The following is a 24,468-nucleotide window of genomic DNA, read 5'->3' on the forward strand; positions in this document are numbered from 1 at the left end:
CAGTGTCGGACGCCGACAAACACCTTGACTACCTGAAGCGGCTCACCGCGGACTTGCGGCGAACAAAGCGGCGTGTCGCCGAGCTGGAGAGCAAGCTGTCCGACCCCGTCGCGGTCGTGGGCATGGCATGCCGGTACCCGGGCGGGGCCGATTCGCCGGACGCGTTGTGGGACATGGTGATCGACGGCCGCGATGCCATATCGGATTTTCCCGCCGACCGCGGCTGGGACATCGCGGGGCTGTACGATCCCGACCCGGACGCACCGGGAAAGATGTACGTGCGCCAGGGGTCGTTCCTCGCCGAGGCGGGTGACTTCGACGCCGGGTTCTTCGGCGTCGGGCCCAGCGAGGCACTGGCGATGGATCCCCAGCAACGGTTGATGCTGGAGCTGTCCTGGGAGGCGTTGGAGCGCACCGGGATCGACCCACTCGGATTGCGGGGTTCGGCGACCGGTGTGTTTGCCGGGGTGATTCATGCCGGCTATGGCGGTCAGGTGGAAGGCGAGCTGGAGGGCTACGGGCTCACCGGCTCGACGTTGAGCGTGGCCTCGGGCCGGGTGTCCTACGTGCTGGGCCTGGAGGGACCGGCGGTGTCGGTGGACACGGCGTGCTCGTCGTCGCTGGTGGCGCTGCACCTGGCCGCGCAGTCGTTGCGGTCCGGCGAATGCGACCTGGCCCTGGTCGGCGGAGTCACCGTGATGGCCACGCCTGCAGCGTTCGTCGAATTCAGCCGGCAGCGGGCGCTGGCCCCCGATGGCCGGTGCAAGGTGTACGCGGGGGCCGCCGACGGCACCGCGTGGTCGGAAGGCGCCGGCGTCCTGGTGGTGGAGCGGTTGGCCGACGCGCGGCGAGCGGGTCATCCGGTCCTGGCACTGGTGCGTGGCACCGCCGTCAACCAGGACGGTGCCTCCAACGGATTGACCGCTCCGAACGGGCCTGCGCAGCAGCGGGTTATCCGCACGGCGCTGGCCGGCGCAGGACTGACGGCGGCGGACGTGGACGTTGTCGAGGGACATGGCACGGGCACCGTGCTCGGGGATCCCATTGAGGCGCAGGCGTTGTTGGCGACCTACGGCCAGGACCGCCCGGCCGATCGCCCGCTGTGGCTGGGTTCGATCAAATCGAACATCGGCCATACGTCGGCGGCGGCCGGAGTGGCCGGTGTCATCAAGATGGTGCAGGCCATCCGCCACGGCGTGCTGCCGAAGACGTTGCACGTGGATGTGCCGTCACCGCACGTGGATTGGACAGCGGGCGCGGTCTCGGTGTTGACCGAATCGCGTGCGTGGCCGGACGGCGACGGACCGCGCCGGGCGGGCGTGTCGTCGTTCGGGATCAGCGGCACCAACGCCCACGTGATCATTGAACAGGCACCGGAACCCGAAAGCGTTGCGGTGCAGCCCGGTACGGGTGCGACCGCGTGGGTGCTGTCGGCGCGCTCGGAACCGGCGCTGGCGAACCAGGCCAACCGTTTGCTCGCGCACGTGTCCGGGGATGCGGACCTCGGCGCCGTCGACGTGGCGTGGTCCCTGGTGACCACACGCGCGGTGTTCGACCATCGCGCCGTGTTGGTCGGCGCCGACCGAGACCGGCTGCTTCGGGGACTGACCCAACTCGCGAGCGGTGAGCCGGGCGCGGGCGTAGCGGCCGGGCGGGTCCGTTCGGCGGGCAAGACAGTGTTCGTCTTTCCCGGGCAGGGGGCGCAGTGGCTGGGGATGGGCCACGAACTCTACGACCGTTACCCGGAATTCGCGCGCGCGTTCGATGAGGTGGCCGCGGCGCTGGATGCGCAGCTGCGCTTGCCGCTGCGCCAGGTGATGTGGGGCGACGACGCCGCGCTCCTGGAAAGCACCGAATTCGCCCAGCCCGCACTGTTTGCCGTCGAGGTGGCGCTGGCGGCGCTGCTGCGGGACTGGGGCGTGACGCCCGACGTGGTGACCGGGCATTCCGTCGGCGAGATCACCGCGGCCTACGTCGCCGGCGTGTTGTCGCTGTCGGACGCGGCCACGGTGGTCGCCGGGCGTGGCCGGCTGATGGTGGCGCTGCCGGCGGGCGGCGCGATGATCGCGGTCGCGGCGGGCGAAGCCGACGTGTCGCCGCTGCTGAGCGAGCAGGTGAATCTCGCGGCGGTCAACGGTCCCGACGCCGTGGTGATTTCGGGTGCCGATGCCGCGGTCACCGCCGTCGCCGACGGGTTGGCACAGCAGGGGCGGCGCGTCCACCGGCTGGCCGTATCGCACGCGTTCCATTCCTCACTCATGGAGCCGGTGCTTGACGCGTTCACCCGGCTGCTCGCCGGAATCACGGTATCGGCGCCGCGAATCCCGTTGGTGTCCAACCTGACTGGTCATCTGGCTGGCCCAGGATACGGGTCGCCGCAGTATTGGGTCGACCACGTGCGCCGAACCGTCCGTTTCGCCGACGGGGTGCAGGCCGCCGAGTCTTTGGGCGCGAAGGTCTTCGTGGAGGTCGGGCCGGGCCGCGGCCTGACTGCCGCCGTCGAGCAGTCGTTGACCACTGGGCAGGCGACCTCGGTCGCCGCGTTGGCCAAGGATCGCCCGGAAGCGGAGTCGGCTCTGGCAGCGCTCGGACACCTGTTCACCATCGGCGTTGCGGTGGATTGGCGCGCGGTGATAGGGGACGGCCGCCGGGTCGATCTGCCCACCTACGGCTTTACCCACCAGCGGTTCTGGCTGCCGCTCGGCGCGGTCGGTTCCGGAAACGTCAGCGGGGTCGGCCTGACCCGTGCCACGCACCCGTTGCTGGGGGCGGTGGTCGAGCGGCCGGATTCCGGTGGGGTGGTGTTGACGGGCTCGCTGTCCGTCGGCGGCGCACCGTGGCTGGCGGACCACGTCGTCGACGGGGTGGTGCTGTTTCCCGGCGCCGGGTTTGTGGAGCTGGCGTTGCGGGCCGGTGACGAGGTCGGCTGCACGGTGGTGGACGAGCTGACGCTGTTGGCGCCGCTGGTGTTGCCGACGGGCGCCGCCGCCCGAGTGCAGGTCGTCGTCGATGCCGCGGGCGCGTCGGATTCGCGCGCAGTCTGGGTGTATTCGCGCGGTGCGGCCGCGGATTCGCCCTGGGTGCTGCACGCGCAGGGCGCCTTGAGCGCCGCGGAGCCCGAATTGGCCGCGGACCTGTCGGTGTGGCCGCCAGCAGGAGCCACCGGGGTCGAAGCCGGTGACGTGTACGAGGTGCTGGCAGCGCGGGGGTACGACTACGGGCCCGCGTTCCGCGGCGTTCGGAACATTTGGCGGCGCGGTGAGGAGGTCTTCGCCGACGTGACCGCCGCTGAGGGTGTGACGTTGGGCGGCTTCGGGATTCATCCCGTCGTGCTCGATGCCGCGCTGCACGCGATGGGTGTGGTCGGTGACCAGGCCGAGACGATGCTGCCGTTCTCGTGGCAGGGCGTCTGTCTGCACGCGGCGGGCGCGTCGCGGGTCCGGGTCCGCATCGCACCCGCTGACAGCGGCGCGGTGTCGGTGGACCTAGCCGACGCTACGGGGTTGCCGGTGCTATCGGTGCGCGAATTGGTGGTGCGCCCGATTTCGGCCGGGGCGCTCTCGGCCGCGGTGGCGGCCGCTTCCGGTGGCGCCGGTGGTGGGTTGTTGGAGGTGATCTGGTCGCCGATATCTCTGGGGTCCAAGGCTATTGGTGCTGGGGATCTGGTGGTGTGGGAGCCGAGTCCCGGGGACACGGTGGCATCGGTGTATGCGGCTAGCCATGCGGCGTTGGTGGAGTTGCAGTCGTGGCTTTCCGGTGATGAGCCGCGGACGTTGGTGGTGCTGACGCGCGGCGCGGTGGGGTTGGCCGGTGAGGAGGTCACGGATCTGGCGGGCGCGGCGGTGTGGGGGTTGGTGCGTTCGGCGCAGGCTGAGCAGCCGGGCCGGGTGATGCTGGTCGACACCGACGGCACGGTCGACGTCACCGACGTGATTGCCTGTGGTGAGCCGCAAGTGGTGGTCCGGTCCGGCGTCGCGCACGCTGCCCGGCTGGGCGCGGTGGGGGCCGCAGCGGTGTTGGAATTGCCGGGCGGCGGCTGGCGGTTGGCCGCTGGCGCCGGCGGCACCCTGGAAGACGTTGTGGTCGTTCCGGCAGCGCCGGCCGAGCTGGCGCCCGGGCAGGTCCGGGTCGCCGTGGGGGCGGTCGGGGTGAATTTCCGGGATGTGTTGGTGGCGTTGGGGATGTATCCCGGTGGCGGCGAACTCGGGGCCGAGGGCGCGGGCGTTGTGCTCGAGGTGGGTTCCGGCGTGACCGGGCTGGCTGTGGGCGACGCGGTGTTGGGTTTGCTGGGTGTGGTGGGTTCTGAGGCGGTGGTGGATGCCCGGTTGGTGACTGCGGTGCCGGCGGGCTGGTCGCTGGCGCAGGCGGCTGGGGTGCCGGTGGTGTTTTTGACGGCGTTGTATGGGTTGTCGGTGTTGGCCGGTGTGAGGGCCGGGGAGCGGGTGTTGGTGCATGCTGCCACCGGCGGTGTCGGGATGGCGGCGGTGCAGTTGGCTCGGTATTGGGGTGCCGAGGTGTTTGCCACCGCGAGTCGTGGTAAGTGGGACACGTTGCGCGCGATGGGTTTTGATGACGATCATATCGGTGATACGCGGACCACGGAGTTTGAGCGGAAGTTTTTGGTGACCACCGGCGGTGCGGGGGTGGACGTGGTGCTCAACTCGCTGGCCGGGGATTTTCTGGATGCGTCGTTGCGGCTGTTGGTTGGTGGCGGGCGGTTCATCGAGATGGGTAAGACCGACCTGCGTGATCCCGCGTCGATGCTTCCCGGCGTGCGGTATCGGGCGTTCGACCTGATGGAGGCGGGCCCTGACCGCATCGCGTCGATGTTGTCGGAGTTGCTGGGGTTGTTCGATGCGGGTGTGTTGACGCCGTTGCCGGTCAAGGCTTTTGATGTGCGGTCGGCGTCGGCGGCGTATCGTTTCGTCAGCCAGGCCCGTCACACCGGCAAGGTGATCCTGACCGTGCCGGACGGTCCCGGCAACGCGGAGCTTGTGGGTTCGGGCGGAAGTTTGGCCGGTGGCAGCGTGCTGATCACCGGGGGTACTGGTATGGCGGGTTCGGCTCTGGCCGAACATCTTGTCGCCCGCTATGGCGTTGCCCATGTGGTGTTGGTCAGCCGCCGCGGCGCCGACGGTGCGGGTGTGGCCGACGTGGTGGACCGGCTGAAGGGGGCGGGGGTCGAGGTGTCGGTGCTCGCCTGTGACGTGGCCGACCGGGACGCGGTGGCCGAGCTGATCGCCGAGCTGCCCGCGCAGTATCCGCTCAAGGGCGTGTTTCATGCCGCCGGTGTGCTCGATGACGGGTTGATCGCGTCGTTGACGCCGCAGCGGGTGGATACGGTGTTGCGGGCCAAGGTCGACGGCGCGTGGAACCTGCACGAGTTGACGCGGGATCTGGATTTGTCGGCCTTCGTGCTGTTTTCGTCGATGGCCGGCATCGTGGGCTCGCCGGGCCAGGCCAATTACGCGGCGGCCAACAGCTTCCTCGACGGCTTGGCCGCGGCCCGCCGCGCACGCGGCCTGCCGGGGTTGTCGGTGGCCTGGGGCCTGTGGGAGCAAGCCAGCGGCATGACCCAACACCTCGACGACCGCGACAAGGCCCGCATGAGCCGCGGCGGACTCGCGTCGCTGTCCACCCCGCATGCGCTGCAATTGTTCGACGAGGCCATGCTGGCCGACCGCCCGCTGCTGGTGGCCGCCCGCATCGACGCGGCCGGGCTGGGGGCAACCGGGGCTGTGCCGCCCGTGCTCCGCGACCTCGTCGCGCGGCCGGGGCGGCGGCTGATCAGCGACACCGGCGCCGCGGTGTCGACGTCGGGCCTGGCGGCCCGGCTGCAGGGACTGAGTCCCGAGCAGCGCCGCCACCAGCTGGTCGAATTGGTGTGCACCAACGCAGCAACGGTGCTGGGTCGGTCCAGCGCGGATATCGAAGCCCAGCTGCCGTTCCAGGACCTCGGGTTCGACTCGCTGACCGCGGTCGAATTGCGCAATCGCCTGAAAATGGCCACCGGGCTTACCCTTTCGCCCAGCCTGATCTTCGACTTTCCCACGCCCGCGGCGCTGGCTGAACACGTCGACGAACAGCTGAGCTCGGTGACGACCGGCGCGCCGGCCGCCGAGCCCGACCAGCTGACCCGCTTCAACGACATCGCCCGCGAGCTACAGGTATTGGTCAACCGGCCGCAGTGGACGCCGGACGACAAGACCCGCCTGGCTGCGCGCATCCAGGTCATCCTGACCGAGCTGGAAAGCCCGCCGCCACCGCTGCTGCCCGACGAAACCCAGTTCCTCGCCGACGACGACATCGCCACCGCCACCGAACGCGAGCTGTTCGCCATCCTTGACGACGATTTCGGCCCCTGATGCCGTGCACCGACGTCGCCATCATCGGCCTCGCCTGCAGGTTGCCCGGTGCCGCCAACCCCCGTGCCTTCTGGCGGCTCGTGCGTGACGGACGGGAAGAGACCGAGTTACCGGGCAACGGAACCGAATTCGACGCAGACTTCTTCAACCTGTCGCCCCGCGAGACCCGCGCGATGGACCCGCGTCAGCGGCTGGCACTCGAATTGGCCTGGGAGGTCTTTGAGGACGCGTTCCTGCTCCCCGAAGCCTTACGCGGCGAACAGGTTTCGATTTTCCTCGGCGCCACGACCGACGACTACGCCGTCTTGACCCTCCGCGAGGGTGCCGACCACCTCGATCATCATTCGTTCGGCGGGGTCAGCCGCGGCATGATCGCCAACAGGATCTCCTACACCCTCGGGTTGCGGGGCGCCAGCCTGATCGTCGATTCCGGGCAATCGTCGTCACTGGTCGCGGTCCACCTCGCCTGCGAAAGCCTGCGCGCGGGCCAGTCGGCGCTGGCGATCGCCGGCGGCATCCACCTCAACCTGGCCGACGAGACCGCAATGCTGGAACAGGAATTCGGCGCGACGTCGGCGTCCGGCCACACCTACGCCTTCGACCGACGCGCGGACGGCTACGTGCGCTCGGAGGGCGCCGGCCTGGTGCTGCTGAAACCACTGGGCGCCGCCCTCGAGGACGGCGACAGGATCCGGGCCGTCATCCGGGGGAGTGCGGTCGGCAACGCCGGGCACAGCTCCGCCGGCCAGACCGTGCCCTCGGTTTCGGGCGAGGCCGACGTCATCCGCCGGGCGCTCGCCGCCGCCGGTCTCGGCAGCGACGACATCGACTATGTCGAGGCACACGGCACCGGAACCCCAGTCGGGGACCCCATCGAAGCGCGGGCGCTGGGCGAGATCTTCGCCGCACGCCGGCAATACCCGGTGCGCGTCGGCTCGGTGAAAACCAACATCGGCCACACCGGGGGCGCCGCCGGAATCGCGGGCCTGCTCAAGACGGCGCTGTCGATCGAAAACGACGTGATCCCGCCAAGCCTCAACTACGACAGCACGTCTCCCGGCATTGACCTGAAAAGCCTTGGTCTGCAAGTTAACACCACGACGGCGCGGTGGCCGGCAAACCGGGTGCGGCGAGCCGGGGTGTCGTCGTTCGGCATGGGCGGGACCAACGCGCACGTGATCCTCGAGCAAGCGCCGGCGCAGCCGGAAGCGGCCGAGCCCCGACGGGATGCCACGGTGGCATGGGTGCTCTCGGCACGTTCCGAGCAGGCGCTGGTAAATCAGGCCGAACGGTTGGCGGCGCACCTCGCGGCCGGCGGCGACGTCGCCCCCACCGACGTCGCATGGTCGCTGGCCACCACGCGTTCGGTTTTCGAGCAGCGGGCGGTTCTGGTCGGCGACGACCGCCAGGCTCTCACGACGGGTTTGGCGCGGTTGGCCGCCGGCGATCCCGGTGCAATGGCGGGCCGGACGACGCCGACCGGCAAGACGGTGTTCGTGTTTCCCGGCCAGGGCTCCCAGTGGCCGGGGATGGGGCAGCAGCTGTATGACCGATATCCGGCATTCGCCGCGTCGTTCGACGAGGTCGTCGACGCGCTCAACCCGCAGTTGCGCTCGGATGTGCGCGACGTCATGTGGGGTGCCGACCCGGAACTACTGGCCAACACCGAATTCGCGCAACCGGCGCTGTTCGTCATCGGCGTCGCGCTGACGGCCCTGCTGGGAGCCTGGGGCATCCAACCCGATCTGGTGATGGGCCACTCGGTGGGCGAGATCACCGCGGCCCACGTCGCGGGGGTGCTGACGCTCGACGATGCCGCGCGGCTCGTGGCGGCCCGCGGCCGGTTGATGGCCGGGCTGCCGGCCGGCGGGGCGATGATCGCGGTTGCCGCCGGCGAGAGCGAGGTGGCCGCGTTGCTCGGCGACAGCGAGAGCGACGGCGTGGCAATCGCGGCGGTCAATACCGCGAATTCCGTGGTGCTTTCGGGCGCCGAGACTCCGGTGGCCGAGCTCGCGGACTTGTTCGCCCAGGGTGGGACCCGGGTGCATCGGCTGGCGGTGTCGCATGCGTTCCATTCGGCCTTGGTCGAGCCCATGGTGGGCGAGTTCGGTCGGCTGATTGCCGACATCGAGCCCGCCGAGCCGCGAATTGGCGTGGTGTCCAACCTGACCGGGCAACTGGCCGGCGCCGACTACGGGTCGGCACAATATTGGGTCGCCCATGTCCGTCGCCCGGTACGGTTCGTCGACGGCGTGCGGGCGGCCGAGTCGCTCGGAGCGGGCGTGTTCGTCGAAGTGGGTCCCGCCGCCGGCTTGGCCGCCGCGGTGGAGCAGTCGCTGCGCGCCGAGCACGCAGGCGCGATCGCGACGCTGACCAAAGACCGGCCCGAGATCGACGCGGTGCTGGCCGCCGTCGGCCAACTGTTTTGCCAAGGCGTGCATGTTCTTTGGCCGTCGGTACTCGACGGTCTCGGTGCCCGCCGAATAGAGCTGCCGACGTACGGCTTTGCCCGGCAGCGGTTTTGGCTGGGCGCCGGCGGTGACGTGCCCGCCCCGGTCAACCGGGCCGCCGATCTGGTGCAGCAGCTGCAAGTGCTGGCACCCGACGAGCAGCAACGCCGGCTGCTGGACCTGGTGTGCACGCACGCGGCGACCGTGTTGGGGCATTCAAGCAGTCGCGACATCGATGCCGAGCGTGCCTTCCAAGACATCGGCTTTGAATCACTCACCGGCGTCGAACTTCGCAACCGGCTGAAAACCGCGACCGGATTGGCCTTGTCGCGCACGCTGATTTTCGACTTTCCGACGCCTTCGGCGTTGGCGGCCGCGCTGCGTCGCAAACTGCTGCACGATGACCACGAGGCTCCCGATGAGGACAGGGTTTGGGCCGCGCTGAGAAGAATTCCGCTGCGCGAACTTCGGCGTACCGGGTTACTCGACAAACTCATGGCGCTCGCCGGCGATTCCGAAATACCGCGTGCCGATTCGGAGGCGACCGATGACCTCATCGATTCGTTGAGCACCGATGCGTTGATCGCTATGGCATTGGAATCCAATAGGGCGGATGATGCCGAATAGCGAAATCCATGCTGGTGGGCGCGATGACACGTCGGCTTCCGGCACGTATCTGACACGTGTTGAATAGCTATATCTTTGCGGGCCTGAACCCGACCGCATAAACTTTCGTGTACTCGGGGGATCGTTCTTCAGCAGAGGCCAGGTATGAGCGTCATCGCAGGTGTATTCGGTGCATTGCCACCACACCGGTACAGCCAGAGCGAGATCACCGATCAATTCGTTCAATTGCCGGCGCTGCAGGAGCACGAGGAAATCGTTCGGCGTCTGCACGCCGGCGCCAAGGTCAACAGCCGCCATCTGGCCCTGCCGCTCGAGCGGTATTCGTCGCTCACCGACTTCAGCGAGACGAACGAGATTTTCATCGAAAAGGCGGTCGACCTCGGCTGCGAGGCGCTGCTGGGCGCTCTGGACGAGGCGGGGTTGGCGCCCGAAAGCATCGACATGATCGCGACCACGACCGTCACCGGCGTCGCGGTGCCGTCGCTGGATGCCCGCATCACCGGGCGGCTGGGCCTGCGCCCGGACGTCCGCCGGGTGCCGCTGTTCGGCCTGGGTTGTGCCGCCGGGGCCGCCGGGGTCGCCACGCTGCACGACTACCTGCGCGGCGCGCCCGACGGCGTCGCGGCCCTGGTATCGGTCGAGCTCTGTTCGCTGACGTTTCCCACGGTCAGGCCGACGGTGTCGGGGCTGGTCGGCACCGCAATGTTCGGCGACGGGGCGGCCGCGGTGGTCGCGGTCGGCGATCGGCGCGCCGAGCACGACCGGCAGGTCCGGGCGAGTGGGCCTGACATCGTCGATTCCCGCAGTCGCCTCTACCCGGATTCGCTGCACATCATGGCGTGGAACGTGAGTTCGGCCGGCCTGCAGCCGGTACTGTCCCCGGAGCTGGCCACGGTGATCGAGCGGCACCTCGCCGGCGACGTCGACCGGTTCCTCGGCGGGCACGGTCTGACCAGGGACGACATCGAAGCGTGGGTGAGCCATCCGGGTGGCCCGAAGGTGATCGAGGCGATCGGCAGCGGCCTCGATCTGCCGCCCGAGGCGCTCGAGCTGACCTGGCGGTCGCTGGGCGAGATCGCCAACCTTTCGTCGGCGTCCGTGCTGCACATCCTGCGCGACGCCATCGCCAAACCGCCGTCCAGCGGCAGCCCCGGGCTGATCGTCGCGATGGGTCCCGGGTTCTCCTCCGAGTTAGTGTTACTTCGCTGGCACTGAGCCGGCGACATCGACCATCAGGCCCGGCTTCGGGCTCGGTGCCACGAGGTTGGCGGCGCCGATGCGCTGGTGGGCAGCCCTAGCGTCGTCCGGGCGACCAGCCGGGCCAGCATCATCGTCATCTGGGTCGTGGCCATCGCCGCCCCGATGCGCCGGTGCAGGCGCTTGACGGTGTGGAACGCCAGGATCCCCACCCACCCCCAGATTGACGAGCCGGAACCGGGCATTTTGTCCTCGGCCCGCCAGCTCGCTGATCCACCGGTAGGTTCCCTTGGCGGCGGTCGTGCTCGAACCGGGGCAGGCCACCGTTTCGACTGGGCCAGGATGCACGATCCGATTATTCGAGCATCTCCGAGAACTCCAGCCAGCGCCCCTCCGCGACGGCGACCTCGTCTTCGAGGGCGAGCAGCTCGCCGGTCAGGCGGGTGATGCCCACGTGATCGGACTGGTCGTGCTCGGCGAGTTCGATGTGTTTGGCGGCGATGCGATCGGCCAGCTGGGCCAGCTTGCGGTCGACCGAGGCCAGCTCTTTTTCGGCGGCGCGGCGCTGTGCGCCGGATATCGCCGCGGACTGCGGCGTCGCCGTCGGCGCCGGTTCCGCGGCGTCCCGGGACTGCGCGGCCAGCCGCAGGTATTCGTCGATGCCGCCGGGCAGATGCCGCAGCCGGCCGTCGAGGATCGCGTACTGCTGATCGGTGACCCGTTCGAGCAGGTACCGGTCGTGGGAGACGACGATCAGCGTGCCCGCCCACGAGTCGAGCAGATCCTCGGTGGCGGTCAGCATGTCGGTGTCCACGTCGTTGGTGGGCTCGTCGAGCAGCAAGACGTTCGGTTCGGAGAGCAGCGTGAGCATCAGCTGCAACCGGCGGCGCTGCCCGCCGGACAGTTCGCTGACGCGCGCGGAGAGCTGGCCGCGACCGAAACCGAGCTGCTCCAGCAACTGGGCCGGGGTTACTTCGCGGCCCTCCACCTGGTAGCCGCCGCGCAACCCGCCGAGCACGTCGGCGATCCGGTCGCCGGCGACGTCGCTCAGAGCGTCGCCCTGCTGGTCGAGCACGGCGAGTTGGACGGTCTTGCCGCGCTTGACCCGCCCGCTGTCGGGTGTGACGGTGCCCGCGATCAGGCCCAGCAGCGTTGACTTGCCCGCACCATTGGCGCCGACGATGCCGGTGCGCTCGCCGGGGCCGATCCGCCATTCGACGTCACGCAGCACCGGGTGGCCCCCGAACGAGACGGACACGTCGAGCAGGTCGATGACGTCCTTGCCGAGCCGCGCCGTCGCCAGTTTGGCCAGCTCGACTGTGTTGCGTAGCGGCGGCACGTCGGCGATCAGCTGGTTGGCCGCATCGATGCGGAATTTGGGCTTCGAGGTGCGGGCCGGCGGGCCGCGGCGCAGCCAGGCCAGCTCCTTGCGCATCAGGTTCTGCCGTTTTGCCTCGGCGACGGCGGCCAGCCGGTCGCGCTCGACGCGTTGCAGCACGTACGCGGCGTAGCCGCCCTCGAAAGGCTCGACGATCCCGTCGTGCACTTCCCAGGTCGCGGTGGCGACCTCGTCGAGGAACCAGCGGTCGTGGGTCACCACCAGCAGGCCGCCGGTGTTGGCCGCCCAGCGGCGCCGCAGGTGCTCGGCCAGCCAGGTGATGCCCTCGATGTCGAGGTGGTTGGTGGGCTCGTCCAGGGCGATGACGTCCCAGTCGCCGATCAGTAGCTGGGCCAGCTGCACTCGCCGCCGCTGGCCGCCGCTGAGTGTGGAAATCGTTGCTTTCCAGTCGATGTCGGCGACCAGGCCGCCGACCACCTCGCGTATGCGGGCGTCGCCGGCCCACTTGTGCTCGGGCTGATCGCCGACCAGCGTCCAGCCGACCGTGTGGGTGGGGTCGAGGTTGTCGGCCTGCCTGAGCGCGCTGACCCGCAATCCGCTGCGGTGGGTGACCCGGCCCGAGTCGGGTTGCAGCTGACCGGTCAGCAGCCGCAGCAGGCTGGACTTGCCGTCGCCGTTGCGTCCGACGATGCCGATGCGGGAGCCGTCGTTGACCCCGAGTGTGACCGACTCGAACACCACCTGAGTCGGATATTCCAGGTGTATCGCTTCGGCCCCCAGTAGATGTGCCACCGGGCCGACCCTACTGGCGCCGTTCCGGAGGCAGATGAGGCCGGTCGACTTGACTTCGTTTCGGCCTCGGCCTCGGCCTTGGCGGCCACCGACCACCGCCCGGCGTCGCGGTGCTGGACGTCCAGCCCGCATCCGAACCTCGGCCCTGACCGCCGCGGCGTCCGGTGGCGCGACGACGCCCCGGACTCCATGGCGAAAGTCTGCAGAAGGCTGCGCGGTGTCCGCGATTGCCGTCGTCGGCTCGCTGGGCAGCCAGCGAGGTCACGATAAGCGGGATCCGCGCGCCGCACGACGAAAACGAACCCAATGGCGATCAAAGTTGCGATGGTGCCGTAAAGGGCTGGCAGAGTAGCACTCTCAGTGCTAGTCAGCCGGCGTGGCGGCAGGAAACCGACGGTCGAGCTGATCGCGCAGAACGATACGACGGCCCGCTCGGCGCGGCGAGACCCTAAATCGGTGACTGTCAGGGTCAACCCGACAGCCTCTATGACCGTGACGACGACCAACGGAAAAAGACCGGTTGTCCATCACAGGCCGAGTTTCGGGCACAGACTGCCGCGAGGGGGTAGCTGGGCGGAAGGCGACTAGGCGAAGATGCGACAGCGACTCGGCTTGGCTTGCATGACAGCAAGTTAGCCGATCGGCGCGACGACCGCTTACCCGCGACGGACGCGGGGCGGCCGTACCGTTCGGCGCCGCATCGGACACTCAATCTGGATATCGCGCAGCATTCCCCTCGTCCAGCGCGATGGATCAGTACCTAGGGTCAGGGCCGGCTGTCGGGTTGCCCAACCCCGCGTACGCCACTGCCGCTTTGCTGCCTTTCGACGTACCCGTGGCGTCGCAAAGAGACGTAAAGTGCTGTAGCAGTGCGTATTTCAAGGAAGTAAGACGGTCGCCGGCCGGGCTGTTCGCATGCGTAGCAACGATCCGCTACGCGGCGAACGCCACCGCTGAACCGGGCCGGCCGGGCCACGCCTGCGTGGCGATGGCGGCCTCCGGATGACGCTGCGGATGGCAAATCCCCGTCCGGGTGATGCGGGCAGCCAGCGCATTCCTGTTCGGCTCGAACCTCGAGCCGAACAGGAATCATGGTGAGCGAAATAGTCTGCCGACGTCCACTGCGATAGCAGATGCCTGGTGTGTCCGCGACACGAACAGCAATCAGATCCCGTTGCTGGGATGGCTCGCGGCCACCGATTGTCGGGCCACCGGGTCCGATCGAACGACCACACCCAACCGCACCGACATCAATTAATAAAGGCATCTAACTAATGGTGACCGCCGATGGTGATTAGGTGCCGACGAACAATCCGAAGTCGTTACGACCGCACTGATTCAAATCCATCCGGTTACCCGGTTCATGACGCACCTAAACTTGCCCCCGGTAGTCGGAATCCGCACAGTATTAGTAGTTTTGGAGCCCCGACAGCGCCCACACGGAACACGATTGAGCGCCACATGGACGGTCGCCCGTAGTCAAATTTCGGCGAGATGCCGCCACTGTTCATGGATTAACTTCTTGACACCACCATGTTGACACCACTGTGTCCAACTTGTTGTCGGTAACCCGAGGAGTGAAGTCATGACATTGCGTGTCGTTCCCGAGGGACTTGCGGCTGCCAGTGCGGGCATCGAGGCGTTGACCGCCAGGCTGGCGGCGGCGCAGGCCGGTGCGGTTCCGCTGATCGAGGCTGTGCTGCCCCCCGCCGCAGATCCAGTCTCTCTTGAGAGCGCGGTTGGATTCAGCCTGCGCGGTGCACAGCATGCGGCAGCGGCCGGCCAAGGCACCGTGGAGCTCGGCCGCTCGGGCTTCGGCGTCGGTGAGTCGGGTGTCAGCTACGCCGCCGGTGATGCGGCGGCGACGTATCCCCTCGCGAGCCGCTGGAGATGACCGCACCGATTTGGTTGGCCGCACCACCGGAGGTGCACTCGACGCTGTTGAGCAGTGGCCCTGGCCCCGGATCTTTGTTGGCGTCAGCAGAAGCGTGGAACTCGTTGAGCGTCGAATATTCGGAGGTGGCCGAGGAACTCAGCGCCATGCTGGGGCAGGTCCAGGTCGGAGCTTGGCAGGGGCCGAGCGCGGAGTCGTTCGTCGCTGCCCATGCGCCGTATCTCGCGTGGCTCGAACAAGCCAGCGCAGATAGCGCCGCCGCGGCCCTCCAGAATGAGACGGTGGCTGCTGCCTATGTAGCCGCGCTCGCGGCCATGCCGACTCTGCCCGAGCTTGCCACGAACCATGTGGTTCATGGCGCATTGGTGGCCACCAATTTTTTCGGTATCAACACGATTCCGATTGCAGTCAACGAAGCGGACTACGCGCGCATGTGGGTTCAGGCCGCCACCACGATGAGTACCTATCAAGCCGTCGCCGGTGCCGCAGTGGCGGCGACACCGCAGACCACTCAGGCGCCGGCCATTGTGACGTCGGATTCGCAAACAGACTCTGCCGTGTCCTCGACGCAGTCCGACGCGAACACGTACTCGGAAACCCTGCTGGACAAATTCATCGAGCAATACCTGCAATCCAGAGGTATTACTTGGGATCCCAACGCCGGCACCCTCAACGGGCTGCCCTACTCGGCGTACACCAATCCGCTGACGGAAATGTATTGGGTGAGGAACACCGTCACAGCCATCCAGACCTTTGAGCAGTTCTTCCAGTTGCTGGCGACCAACCCGGAAGCGGCCTTCAGTGGTATCACTCCGGTCAATACCATCGCGTTCGCCGTCGCGCATCCAGTGATCGCCGCAGTGGTCGCCTCGACACCGCTGTCGTCGCTATCTGCCACCCCCGCCGCCGCGGCAGCCGTGGCGGTGGTGGCCGTGGTCGCCCTTGTTGACCCGAACGCGTTCTTGCCCGTCGCCCCACCGGCGCCTGTAGAGGCCCTCCTTCCGGCGCCGGCCGCACCCGCCCCGCATGCCGTTGTCACGGCGCCGGCACCGGTAACCGCTCCGTCGCCCGTGACCGCGCCTGCGCCGGGCACTGTTTCGGCCACCGCACCGGCGCCGGCGGGGCCACCGGCCGCAGGCCTCCCGGGATTCGGCTTCCCCTATGTCGTCGCTGTCGGGGGTGGTCCCGGGACCAACTTCGGATCCGGGGCGACGACGAAGGCCAGTGTCCGCTCAAAGCTGCAGGCGCCGGGCGAGTCCGCTGCGATCGCGACGGCGACGGCCGCGCAGCGGCGGGCACGCAAGCGGCGCCGTGCCCAAATGCACGACCACGGCGACGCATTCATGGATGTCGACGTCGAGCCGGACTGGGACGCACCGCCCCCGGAGGAACCGCTGGTGTCCGCGGCGGCCTCGGATCGAGGGTCGGGGCCGTTGGGGTTTGCCGGGACGGTGAGCAAGGAGACGGCCGCGCAGGCGGCCGGTTTGGCGACGTTGCCCGGAGATGATTTCGGTGATGCGCCCCAAGCGCCGATGCTGCCCACCACGTGGACGCCCGGGGCGCCCGAGGGGGACCCGCAGGGTAGCTGAGTACGCCTGTACCGCAACAGTAATCAATTCACGGAAGGACCTAAGAGATGAGTTTGTTGGATGCCCATATTCCCCAGCTGGTGGCGTCGCAGTCGGCGTTTGACGCCAAGGCGGGGTTGATGCGGTCCGTCATTGGTCAAGCTGAGCAAGAGGCCTTGGGGGCACAGGCGTTTCATGCCGGGGAATCGGCGGCCGCGTTTCAGGCCGCGCATGCCCGGTTCGTACAGGCAGCGGCAAAGGTGAACACCTTGCTCGATATCGCGCAGACCAACCTCGGCGATGCGGCGGGCAGCTACGTGGCCGCTGACGCCGCCGGTGCCGGCAGCTACACCGGCTTCTGAGCCGGCTGAAACAATACGGAAAGGACGATCATGTCGCAGATCCTCTATACCTACCCGGCGATGCTCGCGCATGCGGCTGACATGGCGGGGTACGCGGGCACCTTACAAAGTTTAGGCTCTGATATCTCGGCTGAGCAGGCCGCCTTGTCGTCGGCCTGGCAGGGTGACACGGGGTTGAGTTATCAAGCGTGGCAGGGCCAGTGGAATCAGGCGCTGGAACAACTGGTGTTGGCCTACCAGGCAATGGCAAGCAGCCATGAGAACAACACCACCTCGATGCTGGCTCGCGATCAGGCCGAAGCCGCGAAGTGGGGCGGCTAGTCCCCGTCGGCGAATCACGGCTTGCCAGCGGCGAACACGAACACCAGCAGGTCGGTGCGCCGCTAGAGCCTGGCAGGAGTCAGTACTCCGCGTAATTCGTGGTGACCCAATCCATCGGCTTGAACAGCACTATGCCTGAAAGAGAGTGTGAAGCGTGGGAAGCGCTGACAGCAGCGTCGTCGTAACTCCGCGACCGGCGGCCGCGGTAGATGATGATGTGTTGAGCCGCTTTGCGGCATGTTCCCGGGCGCTTGGACTGAATGTCCATAACCGTAAGCGTCCGGCAGACCTGGCAGCTGCCCGGTCCGGATTTACCGCGCTTACCCGCATCGCTCACGACCAGTGTGACGCCTGGTTGGGGCAGGCGGCCGCAGGAGATACTTCCATCCATGTGCTGGAAGCGATTTCGCGCACCGCGGCGACGCTGGGGCTGCTGCAGCGCCACGCCGAGCTGGTGCCGGGCACCTTGGGATTCCACTACGACAGCGGTCTGTACCTGCGGTTCCGTGCGACCGAACCCGACGATTTCCACCTCGCTTACGCCGCGGCACTGGCCGACGAAGGCAAATTCGTCGAGGCGTACAAACTAGTCGGCGACATCACGGAGCGGCGACCGAGATCACGGGAGGCCCGCTGGATCGCGGCCACCATCAACTACCGCGCGGAGCGCTGGTCGGACGTGGTCAAGCTGTTGTCGCCGATCGTCAACGATCCCGGTCTCGACGAGCAGTTCAGACACGCCGTCCGGATAGCCCTGGGGATCGCGCTCGCCAGGCTGGGCATGTTTGCCGCGGCGCTGGCTTACCTGGAGGAACCCGACGGTGCGGTCGCTGTGGCCGCGGTGGACGGAGCGCTGGCCAAGGCGCTGGCATTGCGCGCGGAGGGTGACGAGGACACCGCCCGCGAGGTGCTGCAGGACCTCTATGCCGCGAACCCGGAAAACGCACAGGTCGCAGAGGCGTTGGGGGATTCCAGTTTCGGGATCGTGCCCACGACCGAGGACCGCATCGGCGCCCGCACCGATCCGTGGGACCCGGCCACCGAACCCGAGCCCGGCGATTTCATCGACCCCGCGGCCCATGAACGTAAAGCCTTGCTGCTGGCCGACGCTGAGCGTGAGCTCGATGAGTTCATCGGGTTGGAGAAAGTCAAAGACCAGGTAGCGCGCCTCAAGAGCGCGGTCGCCATGGAATTGGTGCGCAAAGCACGCGGCCTTGAGGTGGCGCGGCGCACCCACCACCTCGTCTTCACCGGTCCGCCCGGGACTGGCAAGACGACCATCGCCCGTGTCGTCGCGAAAATCTATTGCGGCCTCGGACTTTTGAAGAAAGAGAACGTCCGCGAGGTGCATCGCGCCGATTTGATCGGCCAGCACATCGGGGAGACCGAGGCCAAGACGAACGCGATCATCGACAGCGCGTTGGACGGGGTGTTGTTCCTCGACGAGGCCTATGCGCTGGTGGCCACCGGGGCCAAGAACGACTTCGGGCTGGTGGCCATCGACACGTTGCTCGCCCGGATGGAGAACGACCGCGATCGGCTGGTGGTCATCATCGCGGGCTACCGCGCGGACTTGGATCGGTTCCTGGACACGAATCAGGGTCTGCGATCGCGGTTCACCCGCACCATCGACTTCCCCTCTTATCAACCGGCCGAGCTGATCGAGATCGCCAATTTCATGGCCAAGAAACGCGACGGCGTGTTCGAACAGTCAGCGCTCGACGACCTGCAGAAGTTGTTCGCCCATCTGGCCACCACGACGAATCCTGATTCGGCCGGGGTCGAACGCCGTGGTCTGGACATCGCCGGTAACGGCCGGTTCGTCCGCAACGTCGTCGAAAAGTCGGAAGAAGAGCGTGAATTCAGGCTGGATCATTCCGAACATTCACAAACAGGTGAATTCACCGACGAGGAGCTGATCACGATCACTGCTACCGACGTCGCCAACGCCGTGCCGGCGCTGTTGGAGGGTCTGCGGCTGGGGACCCCCGCATGACCTATCCAGAGTCACCCGAAGAACGGCGCACGTTCGCGTCGCGTACCCCGTCTAACGACAACCCCGACAAGGTCGTCTACCGGCGCGGCTTCGTCACCCGTCACCAGGTCAGTGGTTGGCGATTCACCGTGCGCCGCATCGCTTCTGGCATCGCTCTGCACGACACCCGGATGCTCGTCGACCCGCTACGCACCCAGACGCGTGCGGTGTTGATTGGCGCGCTGGCCCTGGTCACCGCGCTCGCGGGCTGCTTCGTGTTCTCGCTGATCCGGCCGAACGGGTCGGCGGCCAACAATCCGGTACTGGCCGACCAGGCGACTGCCGCCTTGTACGTAAGGGTGGGCGACGAACTGCATCCGGTGCTGAACTTGACCTCGGCCCGGCTTATCGCGGGTCGGCCGGTCAACCCCACGCAGGTGAGAAGCACTGAGCTGGACAAGTTTCCACGCGGCAACCTGATCGGTATTCCGGGAGCGCCCGAACGGTTGGTCCAAAGCGCCGATAGGGACGCCAACTGGACGGTGTGCGATGCCGCCGGTGGTCCGGCAGCCGGGGTCACCGTGATCGCCGGAGTTCCCGACAGCACCGGCAGCCGCGCCGCGGTGCTGGGCGCCGGGCGCGCGGTGCTGGTGAGCAGCGCCAACAGCACCTGGCTACTGTGGGATGGCCGGCGCAGCCGGGTCGACCTCGCCGACCATGCGGTGACCGGCGCGTTGGGCCTCGGCACCGACGTACCCGCACCGCGGCCGATCGCCGTCGGCTTGTTCAATGCGATCCCCGAGGCGCCGCCGCTGTCCGCGCCGGCCATCGCGGAGGCCGGAAGCCTGCCACGGTACGGCCTACCGGCACCCGCACCGATAGGCGCGGTGGTCGAATCCTATGCACTGCAAGGCGGTTCCGCCGGCGGCGTGATCTACTACGCGGTGCTGCCCGACGGCCTGCAGCCGATCTCCCCAGTATTGGCCGCCGTGCTGCGGAACTCGAACTCCTACGGCCTCGATCAGCCACCGCGGCTGAGCGCCGATCAGGTTGCCAGGGCACCGGTTTCGCGGGCGCTGGACGCCGGCCGTTATCCCGATCAGCGGGTCAGCCTCGTCGATGCCGTCCATGACCCGGTCACCTGCGCGTACTGGAGCAAGGCCGCCGGGGCCAGCACGAATTCGCTGACGCTGCTATCCGGTTCGGCTCTTCCGATTCCGGAACGCCTGCACACCGAGGATCTGGTCGCGGCCGGTACCGAGGGCACCGCCAGGCGCGTCGCGATCACCCCCGGAGCCGGGTACTTCGCCCAAGCCGTCGGGCAAAACTCGGTGTCACCGACCGGTGGATCGCTTTTCTGGATCGCCGACACCGGCGTCCGCTACGGCATCGACAACGAAGCCACCGGGAGCGGGGCCGGACCAGCCAAAACCGCTGAGGTTCTTGGTCTGAAGCCGCCGCCGACCCCGATTCCCTGGTCCATCCTGTCGTTATACGCGCCCGGGCCGACGTTGTCGCGGGACGACGCGTTGCTCGCCCACGACGGCCTGGCGCCAGACTCTCGACCAGGTCGCATTTCAGCCGAAGGGCAAAACTGATGAGCCGTTTGATCTTCGAGGCCCGCCGGCGGCTGCCGGTGCCGGTCACCCGTAAGGGCAGCATCGGCATCGAAGCGCCGCCGGAATTACCCCGGGTGATTCCGCCGTCGCTGCTGCGGCGGGCGCTGCCGGTGATCATCGTGGTCCTGATCGTCGGCATGATCATCGCACTAGTGGCCACCGGCATTCGGCTCATCTCTCCGCAGACGCTGTTCTTCCCTTTCGTGTTGTTGCTGGCGGCCACGGCCTTCTTCCGCGGGAACGACAACAAGACGCGCGCCGAAGAAGTCGACGCCGAGCGGGCTGACTACTTGCGGTACCTGTCGACGATCCGGGACAACGTCCGGGCCCAGGCCGCTGCGCAACGCGCCGCCGCCGAATGGTCACACCCCGAGCCGGCGGCGCTGGCCGTCATACCCGGGTCGCGTCGACAATGGGAACGCGACCCGCAAGACCTTGATTTCCTGGTCGTGCGCGCCGGCTTGCGGACGGTAGCGCTGGAGACGACGCTGAGGGTCCACGACACCGCCGACGAGATTGACCTGGAACCTTTGTCGCACAGCGCATTACGCAGCCTGCTGGATACTCAGCGCACGCTTCGCGACACGCCGAGCGGCATCGATCTGGCCAGGGTTTCACGGATCACGGTGCTTGGTGATCCCGAGGAGGTACGCGCGGCGTTGCGTTCCTGGATCGCCCAAGCGGTGACGTGGCACGACCCGACCGTCCTGGGCATCGCAGTGGCCACCCCCGATCTCGACACGCCGGAATGGTCATGGCTGAAGTGGTTGCCGCACGTCGACGTGCCGGACGAGTTCGACGGTGTCGGCCCGGCCCGTTACCTGTCCACCAGGCCCGAGGAGCTCGAGGCCCTGATTGGACCGACGCTGGCCGACCGCCCGGCATTCGGCAGTGCGTCGCCTGACGCGTTGCGGCACTTGGTGGTCATCGTCGACGATCCGGGTTTCGACCTTGATGGTTCGCCCCTGGCGACGGGCCGGGCCGGAGTCACCATCGTGCACCGATCGACCGCCCCGCCACATCGCGAACAGTATGCAGATCCCGAACGGCCGATCCTGCGCGTCGCCGGCGGGGTGATCGATCGTTGGCAGAACGGGGACTGGCAGCGCTATTTCGACAGCGCCGACCGCCTGAGCACCGATGCCGCCGCCCACGTCGCGCGTCAACTGTCTCGTTGGGACTCCAATCCCACCCACAGTGGTCTGCAGTCGTCCGCCTCCCGAGGTGCGACTTTCAGCACGCTGCTGGGAATACCGGATGCGTCCCGGCTTGATGTCCCGACGCTGTGGGCACCGCGGCACCGCGACGATGAGTTGCGGGTTCCGATCGGCGTGACCGCGAACGGCGACCCCCTGATCTTCGACCTCAAGGACGAGGCGGAGGGCGGCATGGGGCCGCACGGCCTGATGATCGGTATGACCGGGTCGGGCAAGTCGCAGACCCTGATGTCGATTCTGTTGTCGCTGTTGACGACTCACTCCGCTGACCGGCTGATCGTGATCTATGCGGACTTCAAGGGTGAGGCCGGGGCCGACATCTTCCGTAATTTCCCGCAGGTCGTCGCGGTGATCTCGAACCTGGCCGAGAAGAAGTCGCTGGCCGACCGGTTCGCCGACACCCTGCGCGGCGAGGTAGCACGCCGGGAAGTGATCCTGCGGGACGCCGGTCGCCGCGTCCAGGGCAGCGCGTTCAACTCGGTTACCGAGTACGAAAACGCTCAGGCATCCGGCGCGCCGGGCGCCGCAGATCTCCCGCCGATCCCGACGCTGTTCGTGGTCGCCGACGAGTTCACCCTGATGCTGGCCGACCACCCGGAGTATGCCGAGCTTTTCGACTACGTCGCACGTAAGGGCCGGTCGTTCCGCATCCACATCCTATTCGCGTCGCAGACGCTGGACGTGGGCAAGATCAAGGACATCGACAAGAACACCTCCTACCGAATCGGGTTGAAGGTGGCGAGCCCTTCGGTATCACGCCAGATCATCGGCGTGGACGACGCCTACCACATCGAATCCGGCAAGGACCACAAGGGCGTGGGCTTCCTGTTGCCGGCCCCTGGCGCCACGCCGATCAAATTCCGCAGTACTTACGTCGACGGCATCTACGATCCGCCGCGTCAAGCGAAAACGCTTGTGGTGCATGCGGGTCCCGAAGCGAAGGTGTTCACCGCCAGCCGGGTGGAGCCGGATCTGACCACGGTGATCACGACCAACGGCCACGAAGAACCGGATGTACCGGCGCGAAAGTTGGTCACCACCATCGGCGATCAGCTCGCGCGCTTTGGCCCGCGCGCACCGGAACTCTGGCTGCCACCGCTCGACGACGTGATCCCCCTCGGCGCGCTGCTGTCCCGCACGACGTTGCAGCCGGGGGAGTGGCAGTGGCCGCTGGGCGAAATCGACAAACCATTCGAGATGCGCCGCGACCCGCTGGTGTTTGATGCACTGTCGTCGGCCGCTAACCTGGTGATCCATGGTGGGGCAAAGTCCGGGAAATCGACTTCCCTGCAGACGTTTATCTTGTCGGCAGCAAGCCTGCACTCGCCCCGCGAGGTGAGTTTCTACGTCCTCGACTACGGCGGCGGACAGCTGCGGGCGTTGGAGGAGCTGGCGCACGTCGGCAGCGTGGCCTCGCCGCTGGAACCGGAGCGCATCCGTCGCACCTTCGGAGAGCTCGAGCAGCTGTTGCGGTCGCGTCAGCAACAGGAATTATCTCGGGACCGCCAACGCGCCAATGACGAATTCGGCCGCGTCTTCCTGGTCATCGACAACCTGTATGCCTTCAGCCGGGATAACACCGATCAATTCAACACGCGCAATCCCTTATTGGCCAAGGTGACCGAACTTGTCAACGTCGGACTTGCCTACGGTATCCACGTGGTCATCACCACTCCCAGCTGGCTGGAGGTGCCGCTGGCCATGCGCGACGGCCTTGGGCTGCGACTGGAGCTGAAGTTGCACGACTCGCGTGACAGCAATGTCCGGCTGCCGGGCGCGCTGCATCGTCCCGCCGATGCGGTGCCCGCCGACCAACCGGGGCGTGGGTTGACGCCGGCTGCCGAGCACTTCCTCTTCGCGGCACCCGAATTGGACCAGGTTGCCGCCATCAATGCACGCCATCCCGGCGTCGCGGCGCCGCCGGTGCGGTTGCTTCCCACCAACCTGGCGCCGGCCGCGGTCCGCCCGCTGTATCGGGGCGCCGACCGAATCGTGGTCGGCCAGCGCGAAGAAGACTTGGCCGCAGTCGAACTCGATTTCGCCGAGAACCCGTTGCTATTGGTCCTGGGCGATACGAAATCCGGCAAGACCACCCTGCTGCGGCACATCATCCGTACCATTCGAGACAACTCCACGCCGGACCAGGTCGCGTTCACCGTGCTGGACCGCCGGTTGCATCTCGTCGACGAGCCGCTGTTTCCCGACAACGAGTACACCGCCAACATCGACCGGGTGATCCCGGTGATCCTCGGGCTGTCCTCGCTCATCGAGAAGAGGCGACCTCCGGCAGGGCTCTCGGCGGCCCAGCTGGCCGCCTGGTCGTTCGAAGGCCACACGCACTACTTGATCATCGACGACGTCGACCAAATACCGGATGCTCCGCTGCAGACGGGTCCGTATATCGGGCAGCGGACGTGGACCCCGCTGATCGGGCTGCTATCGCAGGCCGGCGACCTTGGACTGCGGGTCATCGTCACTGCCCGCGCATCTGGAGCCGCCCACGCCCTGCTGACCAGCCCGTTACTGCGCCGGTTCAGCGACCTGCAGGCAACCACATTGCTGTTGTCGGGCAACCCAGTCGACGGCGGCAAGATTCGTGGTCAGCGCTTCGATCGGTTGCCTGCCGGCCGGGGAATCCTGCTCGGCGACACCGACGCCCCGACTTACGTGCAGTTGGTCAACCCGCTAGTCGACGAAAGTGTTGGCGTTGATGGGCTATGAGTTTGGCCGGCAGCAGTATTG

The 24,468-nt window shown here is 67.5% G+C and carries 12 protein-coding genes; 10 read left to right on the top strand and 2 right to left on the bottom strand.

Annotated features, from left to right (window positions below; translation table 11 throughout):
• Positions 1-2: 2 nt before the first annotated feature.
• From MSG_RS11545 to MSG_RS11555, 3 genes are all read left to right on the top strand, one after another.
• Positions 3-6,365, top strand: coding sequence for a type I polyketide synthase (locus tag MSG_RS11545; RefSeq protein ID WP_096439718.1), 6,363 nt, complete (start codon positions 3-5; stop codon positions 6,363-6,365).
• Positions 6,365-9,442, top strand: coding sequence for a type I polyketide synthase (locus tag MSG_RS11550; protein WP_096439720.1), 3,078 nt, complete (start codon positions 6,365-6,367; stop codon positions 9,440-9,442). Before MSG_RS11545 ends, MSG_RS11550 begins: the two co-directional genes overlap by 1 nt.
• A 144-nt stretch (positions 9,443-9,586) precedes the next feature.
• Entirely contained in the window at positions 9,587-10,657 is a 1,071-nt protein-coding gene (locus MSG_RS11555) for a type III polyketide synthase (protein ID WP_096439722.1), read from the top strand.
• Between the two features lie 17 nt (positions 10,658-10,674).
• On the opposite strand, the gene MSG_RS11560 is transcribed toward MSG_RS11555, so the two are convergent.
• On the bottom strand, positions 10,675-10,884 hold the full coding sequence (locus MSG_RS11560; RefSeq protein ID WP_096439724.1) for a hypothetical protein: 210 nt from the start codon (positions 10,882-10,884) through the stop codon (positions 10,675-10,677).
• Between the two features lie 110 nt (positions 10,885-10,994).
• Positions 10,995-12,770 carry an ABC-F family ATP-binding cassette domain-containing protein gene (locus tag MSG_RS11565; RefSeq protein WP_096439726.1) on the bottom strand — a complete coding sequence of 592 codons (1,776 nt, stop codon included), beginning with the start codon at positions 12,768-12,770 and terminating at the stop codon, positions 10,995-10,997.
• A gap of 1,585 nt (positions 12,771-14,355) precedes the next feature.
• Here MSG_RS11565 and MSG_RS11575 point away from each other — a divergent pair.
• The 7 genes from MSG_RS11575 to eccCa all read left to right on the top strand — a co-directional run bounded on the left by MSG_RS11575 (position 14,356) and on the right by eccCa (position 24,447).
• On the top strand, positions 14,356-14,664 hold the full coding sequence (locus MSG_RS11575; protein ID WP_096439730.1) for a PE family protein: 309 nt from the start codon (positions 14,356-14,358) through the stop codon (positions 14,662-14,664).
• Positions 14,661-16,253 (top strand): PPE family protein, encoded by a 1,593-nt coding sequence (locus MSG_RS11580; RefSeq protein WP_096439732.1) that lies wholly within the window; start codon positions 14,661-14,663, stop codon positions 16,251-16,253. Before MSG_RS11575 ends, MSG_RS11580 begins: the two co-directional genes overlap by 4 nt.
• A gap of 47 nt (positions 16,254-16,300) precedes the next feature.
• A complete protein-coding gene (locus MSG_RS11585; RefSeq protein WP_096439734.1) occupies positions 16,301-16,594 on the top strand; it encodes a WXG100 family type VII secretion target in 294 nt (97 codons plus the stop codon).
• Positions 16,595-16,624: 30 nt separating this feature from the next.
• Entirely contained in the window at positions 16,625-16,915 is a 291-nt protein-coding gene (locus tag MSG_RS11590) for a WXG100 family type VII secretion target (protein WP_096439736.1), read from the top strand.
• A gap of 154 nt (positions 16,916-17,069) precedes the next feature.
• On the top strand, positions 17,070-18,911 hold the full coding sequence (gene eccA, locus MSG_RS11595) for a type VII secretion AAA-ATPase EccA (protein WP_096439738.1): 1,842 nt from the start codon (positions 17,070-17,072) through the stop codon (positions 18,909-18,911).
• Positions 18,908-20,488 (top strand): type VII secretion protein EccB, encoded by a 1,581-nt coding sequence (gene eccB, locus MSG_RS11600; protein ID WP_096439740.1) that lies wholly within the window; start codon positions 18,908-18,910, stop codon positions 20,486-20,488. Before eccA ends, eccB begins: the two co-directional genes overlap by 4 nt.
• Positions 20,488-24,447 carry a type VII secretion protein EccCa gene (gene eccCa, locus MSG_RS11605; RefSeq protein WP_096439742.1) on the top strand — a complete coding sequence of 1,320 codons (3,960 nt, stop codon included), beginning with the start codon at positions 20,488-20,490 and terminating at the stop codon, positions 24,445-24,447. The genes eccB and eccCa overlap by 1 nt, the downstream gene beginning before the upstream one ends.
• The last annotated feature ends 21 nt before the right edge of the window (positions 24,448-24,468 follow it).

Source organism: Mycobacterium shigaense (assembly GCF_002356315.1).
In the GTDB taxonomy this organism is placed as follows: Bacteria; Actinomycetota; Actinomycetes; order Mycobacteriales; family Mycobacteriaceae; genus Mycobacterium; species Mycobacterium shigaense.